Origin of the sequence: Streptomyces sp. GC420 (assembly GCF_009916105.1) — a bacterium.
GTDB lineage: Bacteria > Actinomycetota > Actinomycetes > Streptomycetales > Streptomycetaceae > Streptomyces.
On sequence record NZ_JAAAXQ010000169.1, the window covers coordinates 1 to 16,598 of the forward strand.

15 protein-coding genes and 1 pseudogene are annotated in these 16,598 nt (G+C 72.3%); 6 read left to right on the forward strand and 10 right to left on the reverse strand.

Going from position 1 to position 16,598, the window contains the following annotated elements:
* Positions 1-63: 63 nt before the first annotated feature.
* The gene (locus GUY61_RS20890) at positions 64-486 is read right to left on the reverse strand and encodes an Hsp20/alpha crystallin family protein (protein ID WP_166631745.1); all 423 of its coding nucleotides are present in this window, start codon (positions 484-486) and stop codon (positions 64-66) included.
* A gap of 542 nt (positions 487-1,028) precedes the next feature.
* On the reverse strand, positions 1,029-1,412 hold the full coding sequence (tnpA, locus tag GUY61_RS20895) for an IS200/IS605 family transposase (protein WP_398956305.1): 384 nt from the start codon (positions 1,410-1,412) through the stop codon (positions 1,029-1,031).
* On the opposite strand from tnpA, the pseudogene GUY61_RS20900 reads away from it, so the two are divergent.
* Positions 1,406-1,585 (forward strand): annotated as a pseudogene (locus GUY61_RS20900) (nuclear transport factor 2 family protein); the annotation flags it as partial. The gene tnpA and the pseudogene GUY61_RS20900 overlap by 7 nt on opposite strands.
* Here the strand turns inward: GUY61_RS20900 and GUY61_RS20905 are convergent.
* Positions 1,575-2,492 (reverse strand): helix-turn-helix domain-containing protein, encoded by a 918-nt coding sequence (locus tag GUY61_RS20905; RefSeq protein WP_166631746.1) that lies wholly within the window; start codon positions 2,490-2,492, stop codon positions 1,575-1,577. The pseudogene GUY61_RS20900 and the gene GUY61_RS20905 sit on opposite strands and share 11 nt — an antisense overlap.
* Before the next feature lie 45 nt (positions 2,493-2,537).
* Between GUY61_RS20905 and GUY61_RS20910 the strand changes: the two genes are divergently transcribed.
* Positions 2,538-2,843 (forward strand): 4a-hydroxytetrahydrobiopterin dehydratase, encoded by a 306-nt coding sequence (locus tag GUY61_RS20910; RefSeq protein ID WP_166631747.1) that lies wholly within the window; start codon positions 2,538-2,540, stop codon positions 2,841-2,843.
* A gap of 123 nt (positions 2,844-2,966) precedes the next feature.
* Here the strand turns inward: GUY61_RS20910 and GUY61_RS20915 are convergent, their stop codons facing one another.
* Both GUY61_RS20915 and GUY61_RS20920 read right to left on the reverse strand, forming a co-directional pair.
* A complete protein-coding gene (locus tag GUY61_RS20915; protein WP_166631748.1) occupies positions 2,967-4,187 on the reverse strand; it encodes a DUF1266 domain-containing protein in 1,221 nt (406 codons plus the stop codon).
* Between the two features lie 34 nt (positions 4,188-4,221).
* Positions 4,222-5,376 (reverse strand): DUF1266 domain-containing protein, encoded by a 1,155-nt coding sequence (locus GUY61_RS20920; RefSeq protein ID WP_166631749.1) that lies wholly within the window; start codon positions 5,374-5,376, stop codon positions 4,222-4,224.
* A gap of 345 nt (positions 5,377-5,721) precedes the next feature.
* Between GUY61_RS20920 and GUY61_RS20925 the strand changes: the two genes are divergently transcribed.
* Positions 5,722-6,096 carry a VOC family protein gene (locus tag GUY61_RS20925; RefSeq protein WP_166631750.1) on the forward strand — a complete coding sequence of 125 codons (375 nt, stop codon included), beginning with the start codon at positions 5,722-5,724 and terminating at the stop codon, positions 6,094-6,096.
* 137 nt (positions 6,097-6,233) lie between these two features.
* On the opposite strand, the gene GUY61_RS20930 is transcribed toward GUY61_RS20925, so the two are convergent.
* Positions 6,234-7,106 (reverse strand): NAD(P)H-binding protein, encoded by an 873-nt coding sequence (locus tag GUY61_RS20930; RefSeq protein WP_166631751.1) that lies wholly within the window; start codon positions 7,104-7,106, stop codon positions 6,234-6,236.
* An 81-nt stretch (positions 7,107-7,187) separates the two neighbouring features.
* Between GUY61_RS20930 and GUY61_RS20935 the strand changes: the two genes are divergently transcribed.
* Together GUY61_RS20935 and GUY61_RS20940 are read left to right on the forward strand one after the other, a co-directional pair.
* Positions 7,188-8,216 (forward strand): AraC family transcriptional regulator, encoded by a 1,029-nt coding sequence (locus tag GUY61_RS20935; protein WP_166631752.1) that lies wholly within the window; start codon positions 7,188-7,190, stop codon positions 8,214-8,216.
* A gap of 70 nt (positions 8,217-8,286) precedes the next feature.
* Positions 8,287-9,018, forward strand: coding sequence for an SRPBCC domain-containing protein (locus tag GUY61_RS20940; protein WP_166631753.1), 732 nt, complete (start codon positions 8,287-8,289; stop codon positions 9,016-9,018).
* Between the two features lie 198 nt (positions 9,019-9,216).
* Here GUY61_RS20940 and GUY61_RS20945 read toward each other — a convergent pair whose 3' ends face one another.
* From GUY61_RS20945 to GUY61_RS20955, 3 genes are all read right to left on the reverse strand, one after another.
* Positions 9,217-10,668: a S1 family peptidase gene (locus GUY61_RS20945; RefSeq protein ID WP_166631754.1), complete on the reverse strand. Its 1,452-nt coding sequence runs from the start codon at positions 10,666-10,668 to the stop codon at positions 9,217-9,219.
* A gap of 248 nt (positions 10,669-10,916) precedes the next feature.
* Positions 10,917-11,744: an aldo/keto reductase gene (locus GUY61_RS20950; RefSeq protein ID WP_166631755.1), complete on the reverse strand. Its 828-nt coding sequence runs from the start codon at positions 11,742-11,744 to the stop codon at positions 10,917-10,919.
* Positions 11,745-11,986: 242 nt separating this feature from the next.
* Complete coding sequence (locus GUY61_RS20955) at positions 11,987-13,822, reverse strand: long-chain fatty acid--CoA ligase (RefSeq protein ID WP_208106257.1); 1,836 nt, start codon at positions 13,820-13,822, stop codon at positions 11,987-11,989.
* Between the two features lie 399 nt (positions 13,823-14,221).
* Here GUY61_RS20955 and GUY61_RS20960 point away from each other — a divergent pair, with 399 nt between their 5' ends.
* Positions 14,222-15,268 carry a bile acid:sodium symporter family protein gene (locus GUY61_RS20960; RefSeq protein WP_166631756.1) on the forward strand — a complete coding sequence of 349 codons (1,047 nt, stop codon included), beginning with the start codon at positions 14,222-14,224 and terminating at the stop codon, positions 15,266-15,268.
* Here GUY61_RS20960 and GUY61_RS20965 read toward each other — a convergent pair.
* Positions 15,204-16,508, reverse strand: coding sequence for a hypothetical protein (locus GUY61_RS20965; RefSeq protein ID WP_243766618.1), 1,305 nt, complete (start codon positions 16,506-16,508; stop codon positions 15,204-15,206). The genes GUY61_RS20960 and GUY61_RS20965 overlap by 65 nt on opposite strands.
* Positions 16,509-16,598: the final 90 nt, after the last annotated feature.

Here is a 16,598-nt window from a genome sequence, read left to right on the forward strand (position 1 = left end):
GAGGAGGCGAGACCCGGCCGGTGTGGTCCACCGGCCGGACCGAGCCGCCGCCGGGGGACGCGGTCAGCCCGTGATCTGCCGGTGCTTCTCGCCGCCCGTGACCTGGATCTTGCGCGGCTTGGCCTGCTCGGCCACGGGGATCCTGAGGGTCAGGACGCCCGCGTCGTACGAGGCGTCGATCCGCTCGGTGTCCAGGCTCTCACCGAGGAACAACTGCCTGCTGAACGTGCCGGTGGGCCGTTCGGACGCGATCACCTCGGCGCCCTCCGGGGCCGTCGGGCGGCGTTCCGCGCGAATGGTGAGGACGTTGCGCTCGACGTCGAGATCGATCGACTCGGGGTCGACGCCGGGGAGGTCGAAACCGACCACGAACTCGTCGCCCTGCCGGTAGGCATCCATCGGCATGGCCGCGGGACGGGCCGCGGTTCCGAACATCTGCTGTGTCAGGCGGTCGAACTCCCGGAACGGGTCGGTGCGCATGAGCATCACCGGTCATCTCCTTTCACAAGACCTGCGATGAGTGCGATGCCGTACTTCTTATATAGCTTGCGGGAGGAAAGTTGACAAGTTAGCACTCAAGTTTCCTGCCGAGCATCCCTGATCCTGGTTGACGCCGGTCGTGTACCCGGAGGAGAAGGAGGCACACCGCTGCCCGGCCGGGCGGCGGCGACGCCGCCCCTGCCCCGGACTCTTGCCCAGGAGGTGATCGACGCCCTCCGGGCCGCCCGGCATCGTTTCGGTTACCGGGCCCCGACCGGCGCACCCCGGCCGGGACCTGGCTCCCACCAGCACGGATCGACCAGCACGGACCATCACCCGATCCCACGGCCGATCCCACGAGCCGATCGCCTCGGCAGACCTGTTCGGCCGACCCGTACGCCGGAGGAGCGACAACCATGTCCCGGACCCGATACGACGACGCCGTCAGCCGCTACCGGGTCTATTCGCAGTGCACCGGGCTTCAGTCCGGTGGTGAGGCGAATCTTCGGCCCGCTCTGACCTCAGCTGTGGGTACGGATCCGTACTGTTCACCTCAGCCCGGGTCGGAGCGGCCGGTTCTGCTGTTCGATGTACTGCTTCAGGATGCTGAGCGGCGCACCGCCGACGGACCCGGCGAAGTACGAGTCGGACCACAGGCGTTGCACCCGCCGGAAGTGGCGGACGAGGCCGGGGAACCCTCCCCCTGGCCTTCGGCTGGGAGGTGCCCCCAGCCGGACCCTGCGGGAGGACACGCCCTTGAGGGAGTTCACCACGCTGGACACGGTGACCTTCGGCGGGAAGTTCACCAGCAGGTGGACATGGTTCGCCTCGCCGTTGGACTCCACCGGCTCGGCCTCGAAATCCTCGCCCGCGGCCCGCGTGATCTCCTCGCACCGCGTGAGGTGCCGGTCGGCGAATTCCCCGGCCACGATTCCGGCTCGACGGGGAAGTGGACGGCCACCATCACGTCGTCCGCTTCGGCTGGGAACTCGTCTCCCGCGCGGACGGCTCCGCACCGGCCGCCGGATCCGACGTCGCCGAGCTGGACGGGGACGGCAGGATCCGCGCCGTCCACGGCTTCCTCGACCGCGCCCCTACGGCATGAGCGACCGAAGGTACTCGACCGTCTCCGGGTCGGCCGGGAGGAACGTCTCGATGGCCAGCTCGGAGACGGTCACGTCCATGGGCGTGTTGAAGGTGCTGATGGACGACACGAAGGACAGCACCCGGCCGTCGTGCTCGATCCGCAGCGGCAGCGCGAAGGGCGGCGACGCGGCAGGCTCCTCACAGCCCTCCGTGCCCTCCGTGCCCTCCGTGACTCCGGCGCTCCTGGTGCTCCCGGTGTCCGCGCACCCGTCGGCCGCGGCCCCCCGGTCCTGGTCCACCGGGTACGCCGCCACCTCCTCGTACAGCTTCCGCAGCGCCTCCGACCGCAGCAGCGACATCTGGCGCTCCATCTGGTGCAGCAGATGCCCGCGCCACTCCCGCAGGTTGCGGATCCTCGGCGCCAGGCCCTCCGGGTGCAGGGTGAGGCGCATCGCGTTCAGCGGGGGAGTGAGCAGCCGGTCCGGCAGCCCCTCCATCAGCATCAGGATGCCCCGGTTGGCCGCCACCACGTCGTACGTGCCGTCGACCACGACCGCCGGGTACGGCTCGTAGCCGTGCAGCAGCCTCTCCAGGCCCTCCCGCAGCGCGCCCATCGCCGGGTCGTCCAGCGGTGTCTGGGGGTAGTGCGGCGCGTAACCTGCCGCGAGGAGCAGTGTGTTGCGCTCCCGCACGGGTACGTCGAGGTGCTCGGCCAGCTTGAGGACCATCGCTTCGCTGGGGCGGGAGCGTCCCGTCTCGACGAAGCTGATGTGGCGGGCGGACGAGTCCGCCCGCAGCGCGAGTTCGAGCTGGCTGATCCGGCGCCGCTCGCGCCAGCCGCGCAGCAGCGGACCCACGCCCGTGGACCCCGCCGGCCGCTGCTCGCCGGGCCGGCCCCCGGCCGTGTCGGGCGAGGCAGTCGTCATGCGACGACCGTACCGTGGCCCCGTACGAGCCGAAGGGAGACCCTGATGCCGACCGAGCCGCTGCCGCCCGAGGAGATCGAGGAACGGCTGAGGAAACTGCCCGGGTGGTCGGTGGAGGACGGGAAGCTGACCCGCACCTACCGCCTCCGGAAGCATCTGCCCGCCGCCGCGATGGCCGTCCATGTGGCCGCGATCCAGGAGGAGCTGAACCACCACTCGGACCTGACCCTCGGGTACAACACCCTCACCCTCGCAGTGCACACCCACAGCGCCGGCGGCGCCCTCACCCACCTGGACTTCGACCTCGCCACCCGCGTAGAGGCCGTCGCGGGCGCCCACGACGCCCAGTGACCCCGCCGCCCGGCCCGGCCCGGTCGGCCGCCCGTGCCGGGCACCGGGCGGTACCGCACCGGCGCCCGCCGCCGCCCGCCCGTGCCGGGCCGTGACCGACGAGCCCGGCACCCGGCGGGGAGGTCAGCGCCAGGGGATGTTGCGCCAGGGGCTGCCCTCGTTCTCCGTGAGCAGCCGGTGCGCGGTCAGCATGTCCTGGTAGTACGGGCCGTACTCCTCGTCGTCGAAACGCAGCACCCGGCCCAGCACGTAACCCGCCGAGAACTCCTCCCACGAGAGGTAGGCCGATCTGCACAGCGCACCCGCGTGCACGATCGCCTGCTCCGCCTCGTGCGGGGAGCAGAACCGCGCCGACAGGCCCCACCGTGCCAGGCACACCGCCCGCCCGTAGTCGTACCCGGCGGCCGACTTCACCCACCCGTCCTCCGGCAGCAGCCCGTCGGCGCGGAACCTCGCCTCGTACCGCATGACCCGGCGGACCACCTCCTCCATCTCCATGACCACCGGGGACGGCGCGCCCCGGTCCTGGAGCGTCCCGGCCGCCGTCTCCCGCCACAGGTCGGGGTGCGGCAACTCGCCCCGCGCGCGCCGCAGTTCCTCGCGCACCCACAGCGCGTACTCGTACTGTGCCGGGCTGTTGGCGAAGTCCAGCAGCGCGGCGAGCTGCTTCTGCCAGCTGTCGTGGTCGCCGAGGCCCCAGTCACGCAGCATCAGACGGCGTTCGTCGCGGTAGCCGTGGTAGACGGTGCCGACCTCGTTCCACGGCACACCGTCGCGCACGGCGAGATGCGCCCCGCAGGCCAGGCCGTAGGCGAGCGGGCCGAGCAGCGGCCCGGTGCGCAGGGCGAGCAGCCGGTGCCGGGTGGAGAGCTCGTTCTCCGCGTAGCGGCGGCGCCACACCGCACGGTGCTGCGGGGAGGCGGCCAGGTGCACGGCGGCGGGCGTGCCCCCGTTGACGGCCAGCCACTGTGCCGGGTCCGTCCACGGGAACTGGGCGACCCAGTCGAGCGTGACCTCGTGGAAGACCCAGCCCGGCTGCCAGGGCGGCAGCATGCCCCGGGTCAGCACGGGCCGGCACAGCCGTCCGCTGGCGGTGTCGGTGACGGAGTACCAGGAGACCGTGTCCGGTTCCGCCTCCACCTCGTGCCGGTACTGCCCGATGTAGAGGTCCTCCGCCGCAAGCACCCGCAGCTGCGCCTCCGTGTCACCGCGCAGTCCGGCCTCGTACAGCTGCCGCTCCACCTCCGTCGGCGGCACCCAGTACCCGTGCCCGTGCCCCTGCCCTCGCCCGTGCGCGGGCCCGGAGGAGGGTCCGGTCCCGAACCCGTCCGCGAATCCGTTCATGACCACACGACCACGCCGATCACGACCACGCCGATCACGACCACGGCAGGTTCCGGTACGGGCTCGCCGGGTCCTGGGCCAGCACGCGGTGCTGCGCCACCGACTCCTGGTACTTCAGCTCCGCGTCGTCCGCGTCGTCGTAGGCAATGACGCGGGCCAGCGCGTACGCGGCCGAGAACGCCTCCCAGGACGGGTACGTCTCCCGGCACAGCCCGCCCACCCTGACCACGGCCTGCTCGGCGGCATACGGATCGGACAGCCGCGAGCCGAGGCCCAGCCGTACGAAGGCGACGGCCCGGCCGTAGTCGAAGGCCGCGAGCGAGTCGACGTGCTGCCCGGGGCCCAGGACCCCGTCCGAACGCAGCCGCTCCTCACAGCGCGCGGTCAGCTCCACCGCCTCCCGGGCCCGGGCCGACGTGTCGTCGCCGGCCTTGCGCAGGGCGAGGGCCTGGGTGACGGTGTCCAGCCACTCCTCGCGGGACGGTACCCGGCCCAGCCGCTGTGCGAGCCCGGAGCGGGCGCGCAGCGCGAACTCCTGGTGGCGGTCGACGAACCGTGCCTCGAAGAGGTCGGTCAGCTTGTCGTGGTACTGGGCGCGGTTGGTGACGTGCCAGGTGCCGCGCAGCTGGGAGACGTCGCCGGCGTAGTCGAAGTACGTCGTGCCGAGCTGGTTCCACGGCACCCCGTTGTGCACCGACAGGTGCGCGCCGCACGCCAGTCCGTGGGCGAGCGCCCCGTGCAGCGGCCCGCCCAGGTGTGTGATCAGCACTCCCCGCCGCGGGCCTCCGGTCTCCGCGCCGATCTCCTGCCATGCCTCCCGGTAGACCGGCTTGGCCTCCAGGCTGGTCGCGCACGGCGTGCCCGGGTTGACCGACAGCCGCCACTTGTCGTTCGGCCACGACTCGGCCAGCTCGGTCAGCGTGACGTACCTGTGGACCCACTCCGGGTGCCAGGGAGGCAGCATGCCGGGAGTGAACACATGGATGGCGGGCTTGCCGCTCAACGGGTCCTTCCCGGGCACGAGCGGGGCCGTGAAACCCGGAGTGTCCGCGTGCAGGCGGGCGATCGGCAGATACAGGCGGGTCCGGGAGAGCACGGTGAGCTCCGTCTCCCAGTCGTCGCGCATCCTCGCCTCGTACAGCAGCCGTTCGGTCTCCGTGGGCGGCACCCAGCCCGTCGCACCCGTCATCACGGTGTTGATCCTATGGACAGTCCGGGAACTGTTCATGACCTGGTCACCGCATGTGCGGATCACCACACGGCGGCCGGCCGCACGGGGCTCCGGCCTCCAAGACCTCCGCCCGCAGGCGGAGTTCGTCCCGCGCACCGTTGTCGCGGCAAGCCGGACCGAGTACGGTTACCCGACGTGAACACCGGACCGGCGATACGCCACACACGGATTGGCCACCCGGTGGACGGCTGATCGCACAACGGGTGCGGACCAGGCACCCCCTCGGTTCGGCACGCGGACCTCCCAGTGCTCGTGCACCACGACGAGTCCGCCTTCGTGCCGAACCACAGTGAGGTCAGCCGAATGACAGCCACGTTCAACCACACCATCATCGCCGCCAAGGACCGCGACGAGTCGGCCCGCTTCTTCCGGGAGTTGCTGGAAGTGCCGGGAGCGCCGTCCTGGGGCCCCTTCACCAACATCCAGCTCACCGACGGCGTACTGCTCCAGTTCGCCGAGCCTCCGGTGGAGATCCAGATGCAGCATTACGCGTTCCTGGTCGACGACGACCTGTTCGACCGGGCGTACCAGCGGCTGTGCGATCGCGGCATCGAGCACTGGGCCGATCCGCAGATGCGACGCGCGGGTGAGATCAACAACGGGCACGGCGGCCGGGGCGTGTACTTCAAGGACCCCGCAGGCCACGCGATCGAGCTGATCACCCGGCCGTACCTGTAGGCGTACCTGCTGCCGGAGCAGAGCCCGGCCGGGCACCGTTTCAGGGGCCCGGCCGGGCTGCGCTCCGGGAGCACGGCGGTCCCGCCGTGCTCCCGGCCGTAACGCCGGTCCCGCCGTGCGCCGGGCGGCCCGGGATGTCAGTCCCAGGCACCCGCGGCCGCCGCCTCGCGCGCGAAGTCCGCGAAGTCCCGCTGCGCGCGCCCCAGCAGCCGCCGCACCTCGCCCGACTCCGCCTCCGACAGGTGCGCGTTGCGTCCGTCGAGCAGGCCCGTGAAGACCTCGACGAGCAGGTCCGCCTCCCCGGCGGGCACCCCGAACTCCTCCAGCGCGGCGCCGTAGTCCTTCGCCGGCACCGGCACATACCGCACCTCGCGTCCCGTGGCCGCCGAGATCTCGGCCATCGCCTCGCCCCAGGTGAGCAGCCGCGGCCCCGTCACCTCGTGGATCCGGCCCGCGTGTCCGCCCTCCGTCAGCGCCGCGGCCAGGACCTCCGCGAGGTCGCCCGCGTCCACGAACGGCTCCGCAACCCCGCCCGCCGGGAACACCAGTTCCCCGGCCCGCACGGAGTCCGCGAGCGGCCCCTCGCTGAAGTTCTGCATGAACCAGCTACCCCGCACGATCGTCCACTCTGCGCCCGACTCGCGGATCGCCCGCTCGGCGGGCAGCGCCTGCTCCTCGCCGCGCGCCGACAGCAGAACGAGCCGGCGCACTCCGCTCTCCACGGCCAGGGCGGCGAAGTCCCGAAGTGCCGGCGCGGCCGCCGGGTCGCCGATGTCCGAGTGGTAGGTGAGGTACACCGCGTCGGCGCCGCGCAGCGCCTCCGCCCAGGTCGAGGATTCGTTCCAGTCGAACGCGGGCCGCCCGGAACGTGATCCGACCCGGGCCGTCGCGCCCCGCGCGGTGAGCCGGGCCGCGACCCTGCGGCCGATCCTGCCTGTGCCGCCCGTCACCAGTACCCTCTGCCGCGGCTCCCGCGCCGCGGCGGTGCCGTTGTCCGTTATCCGTGTCATGACTTCCAGTGAAGCGGCCGGAGTTGATACGGCCCATGGTCGATGGGCTCGCACGCATACGTGAGCGTCTACGCTCGTTCCATGGACGCTCTCTCCGGCTTCCTCGACGGCCCGCGTGCCCGCGGCGCGCATCTGCTGCGGGTGAGCATGGATCCACCCTGGTCGGTGCGGATCGAGGACGAGGCGCCGCTCAGTGTGATGTGCGTGGCGCGCGGTGAGGCCCGCGTCGTGACCGGCGCCGGGTCCGGAACGGGTGCCGGCACCGGAACAGTTGCGGGGTCCGGGACGGGTGCCGGGTCCGGAACGGTTGCGGGGAGGGCGGCGGGCGGCCGGATGGTCACGCTGGGCCCCGGTGACCTGGCGGTCGCCCGCGGCCCGGACCCGTACACCGTGGCCGACGACCCCGCCACACCAGACCAGGCCGTGATCCTTCCCGGCGAACGCTGCGTCACACCCGACGGCACGGACCTGTCGGAGGCGATGTCGCTCGGCGTACGGACCTGGGGCAACGCCGCCGAGGGTGCCTCGGTGATGCTGGTCGGCACCTATCAGATGCGCGGCGAGATCAGCCGCCGCCTCCTCGACGCGCTGCCGCCCCTCCTCGTCCTCACCGCGCGGGAGTGGAACAGCGGTATGACGTCCATGCTCGCCGAGGAGATCGTCCGGGACGAGCCGGGGCAGGAAGCGGTGCTGGACCGGCTTCTGGACCTGGTGCTGATCTCCGCGCTGCGGCTGTGGTTCTCCCGGCCGGAGGCGCACGCCCCCGGCTGGTTCCGCGCGCTCGCCGACCCGGTGGTCGGCCAGGCGGTCCGGCTGCTCCAGAACAACCCGGCGCATCCGTGGACGGTCGCACGACTCGCCGCCGGGACAGGGGTTTCGAGGGCCGCGCTCGCCCGCAGGTTCACCGCGCTGGTCGGCGAGCCGCCGATGGCGTACCTCACCGGATGGCGGCTCGCCCTGGCCGCCGACCTGCTGCGCGAACCGGACGCGACGCTGGGCGCGGTGGCCAGGAAGGTCGGCTACGGCAGTCCGTTCGCGCTGAGCGCCGCCTTCAAACGGGAATACGGCGTCAGCCCGCAGGAACACCGCTCGGCATCGCCGACGCGGTGAGTCGAGTGGTAGGACGCGGCGCGACGTACTTACGGGCACGGGCAGCGCGCTCAGAGAAAGGACCGGGTACATGACCGGACTCACCAAGGCGTTCCGTGTGGAAGTGAACATCGACGCGTCCGCCGACACCGTGTGGCGGGCGCTCACCGTGCCGGGCCGGATCCAGGAGTGGTTCGGCTGGGAGTACGAGGGCCTGACCGAGGAGGTCGCCTATCTCTTCGCCGACCATGCCGATCCGCAGCCTCCCGACCGGGTCGGGCTGCCGGGCGGGCAGGAGATCTGCCTGATCGGCGCGCGTGGGCACACGACGGTGCGGGTCACCACCACCGACATCCTCCCGGACGCGGATACGGGGACGGGGACGGACACGGGTACGGGGCCGGTGACGGGGACGGAAACTCGGGACAAGGGCAAGGACCGCTTCGACGAGGTCGAGGAGGGCTGGCGGGTCTTCCTTCAGCAGCTCAGGTTCCTGCTGGAACGCCACCCGGAGGCCGGGCGGCGGCGCACACTCCGGCTCACCGGGCGTGCGACGGGCTCCGGCCTCCTCGCCGCGCTGGAACCCGCCGAGGCCAAGGAGGTCTGGCACGAGAGCCGCTTCGCCCACCTCGTCGTGGACCGCGAGGATCACCTGCTGGCCGCGCTGGCCGAACGACCCCTCACCGAGGTGGGATTGGGGCCGGTGAGCCTGACCGTCACCGCGTACGGACTGGACGCGGAGGGATTCGCGGAGCTGCGTCGGCGGTGGACGACCCGCTGGGAGGACGCCGTCGACGAACCGGGGCCCGCGATCCCCGGCTAGGGCCCCTGCCCGGCATCCGTGCCGCAGGCGCACGCACCCGGTGGTGTGCGCCTGCCGCGCGTCCGGCGCCGGGGCGACTGGCACGCGTGGGCGCCGGGCGGTGCGGGCAGCGCGAAGCCGCCGCCCGTTGGGGGCCGGGCGGCGGCTTCCTTCGACGGTCATGCAGTCAGCGAGCGTGCCTGAACGCTCACCGCGTCACTACTGCTGCGTGACCGGGGCCTGTCCTTCCTCCTCGATGCCCTCTTCAGCACCGGCGCCCGCGTCTCCGGCGCCCGCGTCTCCGGCGCCCGCGCCTGCGTCGCCCGCACCCGCGTCTCCGGCGCCCGCGCCGCCGGCTCCGATCGTCGCTCCGACGGCCTCCAGAGCCGTGGTGACCGGCTGGAAGAAGGTCTCGCCGCCCTGGGTGCAGTCACCGCTGCCGCCCGAGGTCAGGCCGACCGCGGCGTCGCCGGAGAACATCGGACCGCCGCTGTCGCCCGGCTCGGCGCAGACGTTGGTCTGGATCAGCCCGTTGACGATGTCACCGTTGCCGTAGTTCACGGTGGCGTTGAGGCCGGTGACCTCACCGTCGCTCAGCCCCGTCGTGCTGCCGCTGCGCTGCACCTGCATGCCCACCGCGGCCTCGACGGCCTGGGTGATCTCCTGCGTGGTGCCGTCCTTGAGATCGACCGTGCTCGGCGGCTGGGTGGCGGGGTCGTCGTACAGGACCAGCGCGAAGTCGGAGACGGGGAAGACGGATTCGGCGGTGGTGCCGAGAGCCTGCGCGCCCGCCTGGTCGGAGGTCCACTGCTCGGCGATGTTCCCGCAGTGACCGGCCGTCAGGAAGCCCGGGGCGCCGGCGACATCGACGTTGAAGCCGAGGGAGCAGCGGGAACCACCGCCGAAGATGGCGTCACCACCGTCGGTGGCACCCTCCGCGGCCGCCCCGCCGGCGTCGCCGCCCGCGTCCTGGCCGCCCTGCCCCTGGTCCCCTTCCTGGCCCTGGTCTCCCACCTGGCCCTCGTCGTCGACACCGGCGCCGTCGCCCGCTCCGGCACCGTCACCGGCTCCGGCGCCGTCGTCCACGCCCTGGCCGCCGTCCTGGGCACCCGCGCCGTTGTCGTCCTGCGCGTTGCCGAGCGTGGAGGGGTCGTCGAACTTCCGGAACTCCCCGGAGGTCTGCCTCACGGTCACCATGCCGTCGCCGAGGGCTTCCGTGGCCCGCGTCAGCGTCTGCATCTTCTCGCCGGTGACGGTGCGGTCGGCGAGCACGACGACCTTGTTGGTCTTCGGGTCGATGGACCAGGCGGTGCCCGGCACCGAGGCGGTGTCGCTCAACGTGGCCGTGGCGGACTTGAGTTCCGCCATGCTGTTCTCGACGATCCGGGCCACTGCGCCCTTCGCCGCGGCCTCCTTGGCCGCGTCCTCGTCGACCACGTTGAAGACCAGCTGGTCCTTCCCGCCGTCGTAGAACCATCCGGCGGCGTCCGCGCCGAGGTCGGAGGCGAGGGTGGAGCCGAGCCGCGCGGCCGTCTCCTGGGAGAAGGTTCTGGGGGCGGGCGTGTCGTCGCTCGCGTTGGCGTTGGGCAGGATGATCGCGGCGGCCACGATCGCAGCCGCGCCCGCTCCGGCTATGACACCGGTCCGCTTGTTCACTCGTCGGTGGCTCATGCGCAGAAGTACGGAGCCGGGGCGTGTGCGCCTCAATGTGATTCGGAAATATTTATTCCGGATACGGGACGGGTGTGGCACGCGTAAAGTCGGTCGGCTGCCCTCGGCCGCGTGCCGGTGAGTGTCCGTCAGGAGACGTCGCCGCCCGCCGAGTCGGCGGACGGCTACGCCGTGTCCGGGGCCCGCCACGGGCCATGAGGCCCGTGCCGTGTTCGTGCCGGTGCGCGTGCTCGGCCGCGTACGTCCGCTCAGGTGAAGGCGACCGGGTCCGGGCCCAGGCGCTTGCCCTCGTCGAGGGCGGCGAAGACCGCGAGGTCCTCGTCGTCCAGCTCGAAGCCGAACACGTCGATGTTCTCCTGGATCCGCGAGGGCGTCACGGACTTGGGGATGACCACGTTGCCGAGCTGCAGATGCCAGCGCAGCACCACCTGGGCCGGGGTCCTGCCGTGCTTCCTGGCGACCGCGACGACCGCCGGCACCTCCAGCAGGCCCCTGCCCGAGCCGAGCGGCGACCAGGCCTCGGTGACGATGCCGTGCGCCGCGTGGTAGGCGCGGGCCTCGCCCTGCGCGAACTGCGGGTGCAGCTCGATCTGGTTGAGCGCGGGGACGACCGAGGTCTCGCCGAGCAGCCGCTCGAGATGCTCGGGAGTGAAGTTGGAGACGCCGATCGCCTTGGCGCGCCCGTCGGCGTAGATCTTCTCCAGGGCCTTGTACGTGTCGACATACTTGTCGCGGGCGGGCTGCGGCCAGTGGATCAGGTACAGATCCACATAGTCCAGGCCCAGTTTGTCCAGGGACGTGTCGAAGGCGCGCAGTGTCGAGTCGTATCCCTGGTCCGAGTTCCACAGCTTCGTGGTCACGAACAGTTCCTCGCGGGCGATGCCGGAGGCCGCCAGCGCGCGGCCCGTGCCCTCCTCGTTCCCGTAGATGGCTGCCGTGTCGATGCTGCGGTACCCGGCCTCCAGAGCCGTGGTGACCGCCGAGTCGGCCTCGGCGTCCGGCACCTGCCAGACCCCGAAGCCGAGCTGCGGCATCTCCACGCCGTTGTTGAGGGTGATGTTGGGGACCTTGCTCACGAGCGGTCGTTTCCTTACGTCGTCGGTTTCTGCTCTCACGACGAACGGCCGGGGTTCCCCGGCCATTCCCGGGAACCGTTCCCCGGCGGTCCCCGGTCGAAGACCCCGGGCGCCCCACAGGCCCCGGACGGCTCCCCGGACACTGCGGGCACCAGCACTCCGGGCACCGCGGAGCCCTCCTCGCGTGGCAGGCACTCCGCACACTGGCGAGCACCCCCGGCGCCGCGGACTCGGCGGGACCCTCAGGCCTTGGGAGCGGCTTTGTACAACGCCTCGATCTCGGCCGCGTACGCCTTCTCGATCGCCTTGCGCTTGAGCTTCAGCGAGGGGGTGAGCAGCCCCAGTTCCTCCTTGAACGGCGCGCCCAGGATCCGGAAGGTGCGGATGGACTCGGCCTGCGAGACGAGGGTGTTCGCGGCCACCACCGCGCGGCGGATCTCCCGCTCCAGGTCCGGGTCCCTCACCAGCTCGGCGGGGGCCGGCACGTCCTTGCCGCGCATCCGGAGCCAGTGGTCGACGGCCTCCTCGTCCAGGGTCACCAGCGCCGCGACGTACGGCCGGTCGTTCCCGACCACGATGCACTGGCTCACCAGCGGGTGCGAGCGCACCCGGTCCTCCAGCGTGCCGGGAGAGACCGTCTTGCCGCCGGAGGTCTTGATGATCTCCTTCTTGCGGCCGGTCAGGGTCAGGTAGCCGTCCTCGTCCAGGGCGCCGAGGTCGCCGGTCGCGAACCAGCCGTCGTTCAGCACGGCGTCGGTGGCCTTGGGATTGTTGAGATACCCGGAGAAGACGTTGGGGCCGCGCAGCCACACCTCGCCGTCCTCCGCGATGTGCACGGTCACCCCTGGGATGGGCCGGCCCACCGTGCCGTACCGGGTCCGCTCGGGAGGGTTCGCGGTCGCGGCCGAGGTGGTCTCCGTGAGCCCGTACCCCTCGTACACGACGACGCCCGCACCCGCGAAGAACAGCCCGAGCCTGCGGTCCATCGCCGAGCCGCCCGACATGGCGTGCCGCACCCGGCCGCCCATCGCCTCCCGCAGCTTGCCGTACACCAGCTTGTCGTAGAGCTGGTGCTGCATCCTCAGCCCGGCGCCGGGCCCCGGCCCGGTGCCGAACGCCTTCGCCTCCAGAGCCTCCGCATAGCGCACGGCCACGTCCACGGCCTTGTCGAAGGGGCCGTCCCTGCCCTCCGCCTCCGCCCTGCGGCGGGCCGCGCCGAAGATCTTCTCGAAGATGTACGGGACGGCGAGGATGAAGGTGGGGCGGAACGCGACGAGGTCGGGCAGCAGCGCGGCCGCGGTGAGGTTCGGCTGGTGGCCCAGCTTCACCCCGGTGCGGACGGCCGCGACCTGCACCATCCGGCCGAGGACATGGGCGAGCGGCAGGAACAGCAGGGTGGAGGCCTCGTCACCGGGCCGGGAGCGGAAGACGGATTCCCAGCCGGTGACCAGGGTGTCCGACTCGTACATGAAGTTCGCGTGGGTGAGGACACAGCCCTTGGGCCGGCCCGTGGTTCCCGAGGTGTAGATCACCGTCGCCGGTGTGTCCGGCGTAAGTGCCAGCCGGTGCCGGCCCACCACCTCGTCGTCGAGGTGCTCCCCGGCCGCCGTCAGTTCGGCGACAGCGCCCGCGTCCAGCTGCCACAGCCGCTTCAGGTGCGGCAGCCGGTCGATCACCGAGCCCACGGTCATCGCGTGGTCCTCGTGCTCGACCACGCACGCCGTGACCTCGGCGTCGTACAGCATCCACAGCACCTGGTCGGCGGAGGACGTGGGATAGACCGGCACCGCCTGCGCGCCCACCGTCCACAGCGCGAAGTCGAAGAGCGTCCACTCGTACCGTGTCCGCGACATGATCGCGACCCGGTCGCCGAACCGCACTCCCTGCGCCAGCAGGCCCTTCGCGAGCGCCAGAACCTCGTCGCGGAACCGCTCGGCCGTGACGTCCGTCCACCGCCCGTCGGCCTTCCGGCCGAGCACCACCCGGTTCGGTTCCTTCTGAGCACGCTCGAAGACGGCATCGGCCAGGCCTCCGACCTGTGGCGCCGTCGCCAGGGGTGGAACGGTGATCTCGCGCAATGGACTGTGCTCCTCGGGCAGCGGAACCAGTTACATGGTGCCCGTCGGGGAGCCTTCCTGACTCCAGAGTCAGCAAGCTGGGAGCGAATCTCCACCGAATCTGTCCTCGGCAGTCACGGGTGGACCACGGACGGTGTTCACCCCCCCGGCGGGGCGGTGGTGCCCGGTCCGGTCCGGCCCCGGCCCCCGGTCCCGGTCTTGCTTCCCTGCTCCCGTTCCTGTTCCTGCGCGGCGGCCGGGACGCTCGGGCCGAGGCGCGCTTCCGGACCCGGCCGGGGAGCGAGCACTGCGGACGGGGCACCATGGACGGGGGCACGTCACCTGCCCCGCAGACCCGCCGCCGGGCAATGGCGCTCTCGGTGAGGACAGATTCCGTACGACCCGAGCGCTGTGGAGAACATGAGCCGCCCCAAGCTGCCGTCCTGGCTGCCGATCGATCCGTACATCCTGGCGCTCGCCGCGACGGTCGCACTCGCCGCGCTGCTGCCCGCCAGGGGCGTCGCCGCGGACTTCGCGGGCGGAGCCTCCACCGGCGCCGTCGCGCTGCTCTTCTTCCTCTACGGGGCGCGCCTGTCCACTCGCGAGGCACTGGAAGGACTCGGCCACTGGCGGCTCCACCTGACGGTGCTGGCCTTCACCTTCGCCGTCTTCCCGCTGTTCGGGCTGGCGGCGCGGGGCCTCGTGCCGCACATCCTCACCCCCGAGCTGCACAACGGGCTGCTCTTCCTCTGCCTGGTGCCCTCCACCATCCAGTCGTCCATCGCCCTCACCTCGATCGCCCGCGGCAACGTGCCCGCCTCGATCTGCGCCGGCTCCTTCTCGTCCCTCGCCGGGATCGTTCTGACCCCGCTGCTCGCCGCCCTGCTGATCGGCGGCGCGGCGGGCGGCCTCGACGCGGGCTCGCTGCTCGACATCGTGCTCCAGCTGCTGGTGCCCTTCCTCGCCGGGCAGCTGCTGCGGCGCTGGATCGGCGGCCTCCTCACCCGCCACAGGACGATCCTCGGACTCGTCGACCGGGGCTCCATCCTGCTCGTCGTCTACACGGCGTTCAGCCGGGGCGTCGTCGCGGGCGTCTGGGACGAGGTCTCCCCGGGCAGGCTCGCCGCGCTGCTCGGCGTCGAGGGTGTGCTGCTCGCCGCCGTACTCGCCCTCACCTGGTACGGGCCGAAGCGGCTGGGCTTCGGCAGGGCGGACCGGGTGGCCATCCAGTTCGCCGGGTCCACGAAGAGCCTCGCGGCCGGGCTGCCCATGGCGAGCGTGCTGTTCGGGGCCGAGGCGAGCCTCGCGGTGCTGCCGCTGATGCTCTTCCACCAGATGCAGCTGATGGTCGCCGCCGTGATCGCCAGGCGCCGCTCCCGCGACCCGCTGCCGGACGGGCCGGTCACCCCGGCGGGCCCAGCTCCAGCAGCAGGAACCTTGGCCGGTACAGGGCGACATTCCGGCTGACGTTCGCCGTCGTGTTCGCCGCCGACGCGTCCAGCCAGTTCACGTCGTAGCTCAGCAGCAGCCGGCCGTCCCGGGTGGCGACGTCCGGATGCGCCTGCGGGTTGTACAGGGCCGCGCCGCGCTGCGGGGAGGAGTCCCGGGGAAGCGGCGGCTCGGTCTCCCTGCCGGGCCCGTGCCAGGGGCCCTGCGGGCCGCACGCCCAGTACGAGGTGACGCGGGACAGCCCGTCGGTCCCCGTGGCGGCGGTCACCAGCAGCCAGCCGCCGTCCTGCCGCACCACGGTGAAGGCGCTGCCCACGCCCCGCCGCCCGGCGGCGGCGAGCACGGGCCGCGCCGCCCCCGCCTCCGGGCTCCAGCCGGCACCGTCCCAGAAATCCCATGTCTCCGGCTCGTCCAGCCGCCCGGCCGGCGCGCGGGCCAGCAGAGCGTCCGAGGCCCCGCCGCCCGGCAGCGCTCCCTTGCCGTCGTTGCCGCCGAAGACGTACGTCCACTCCCCGTCCCGTACCGCCGTCGTCCCGAACAGCACCCGGCGCGCCGGGTCGGCCACCGCCGTCTGGTCGGAGATCCGGGTGATGCCCTCCAGCCGCAGACCGGGCAGGGACAGGGTGGCCACCTCGGTGGCGACGGGGACGCCGTAGATCCAGGGCGCCTGCCCCGTGGCCCGGACCCACAGCAGTACCCGCACCACCTCGTCCGAGGAGCCGGGAGACCGCGGCTCGACGGTCGCTGCGACCGGCCAGCGCCACTGCTGGGGCGCGGGGTCGGGGAACAGCGGCGCGGGGAGTGTCTCCCGCAGCTCGCCGCCGGCCGACATGACGACGGCGGAGTTCCTGGTCCACGGCGCACCGGGGTCCCGCCAGGAATGGTTCTGGCCCGCCGGGTTGGGCGGGGCGTCGACCCGGCCGAGGAACGTGTCGGAGAACAGCCAGAGCGTACGGCCGTCGGGCAGCCGCACCGAGTGAGTTCCGTCGCCGCCCGTCCAGTCGTCCGTACGGGACGGGTCGTCGCCGTACCGCGCGAACGCCGTCGTCGTCCCCTCGTCCGCGGTCCACGCGGTGATCCGCAGCGCCCGGCAGCCGCCGGTGTCCTCGTCCCCGCCCGGCAGGGCGAGGAGCGCGGCGGCACAGCCGAGGACGAGGAGCAGAGCGGCCGCCGCCCTGCCGCGGCGCGGTACGCGCCCTGCGGGCCGCACGGTCCGGGGTGCGGGCGTCTGCTGGTTTTTCCGGGGAAAGCGCAGCATCCGCCGGACGCTATCCCGCACGGGGCGCGAGGTCCATGGGGCCTCGCCCCCGCGCTGCCCCGCGCTGCCCCGCGCTGCCCCGCGCTGCCC

Coding starts and splice junctions, on each gene's coding strand:
- GUY61_RS20890 (WP_166631745.1), bottom strand. CDS start 486: ATGCTCATGCGCACCGACCCGTTCCGGGAGTTCGACCGCCTGACACAG.
- GUY61_RS20905 (WP_166631746.1), bottom strand. CDS start 2,492: ATGACGACTGCCTCGCCCGACACGGCCGGGGGCCGGCCCGGCGAGCAG.
- GUY61_RS20910 (WP_166631747.1), top strand. CDS start 2,538: ATGCCGACCGAGCCGCTGCCGCCCGAGGAGATCGAGGAACGGCTGAGG.
- GUY61_RS20915 (WP_166631748.1), bottom strand. CDS start 4,187: ATGAACGGATTCGCGGACGGGTTCGGGACCGGACCCTCCTCCGGGCCC.
- GUY61_RS20920 (WP_166631749.1), bottom strand. CDS start 5,376: ATGACGGGTGCGACGGGCTGGGTGCCGCCCACGGAGACCGAACGGCTG.
- GUY61_RS20925 (WP_166631750.1), top strand. CDS start 5,722: ATGACAGCCACGTTCAACCACACCATCATCGCCGCCAAGGACCGCGAC.
- GUY61_RS20930 (WP_166631751.1), bottom strand. CDS start 7,106: ATGACACGGATAACGGACAACGGCACCGCCGCGGCGCGGGAGCCGCGG.
- GUY61_RS20935 (WP_166631752.1), top strand. CDS start 7,188: ATGGACGCTCTCTCCGGCTTCCTCGACGGCCCGCGTGCCCGCGGCGCG.
- GUY61_RS20940 (WP_166631753.1), top strand. CDS start 8,287: ATGACCGGACTCACCAAGGCGTTCCGTGTGGAAGTGAACATCGACGCG.
- GUY61_RS20945 (WP_166631754.1), bottom strand. CDS start 10,668: ATGAGCCACCGACGAGTGAACAAGCGGACCGGTGTCATAGCCGGAGCG.
- GUY61_RS20960 (WP_166631756.1), top strand. CDS start 14,222: ATGAGCCGCCCCAAGCTGCCGTCCTGGCTGCCGATCGATCCGTACATC.
- GUY61_RS20965 (WP_243766618.1), bottom strand. CDS start 16,508: ATGCTGCGCTTTCCCCGGAAAAACCAGCAGACGCCCGCACCCCGGACC.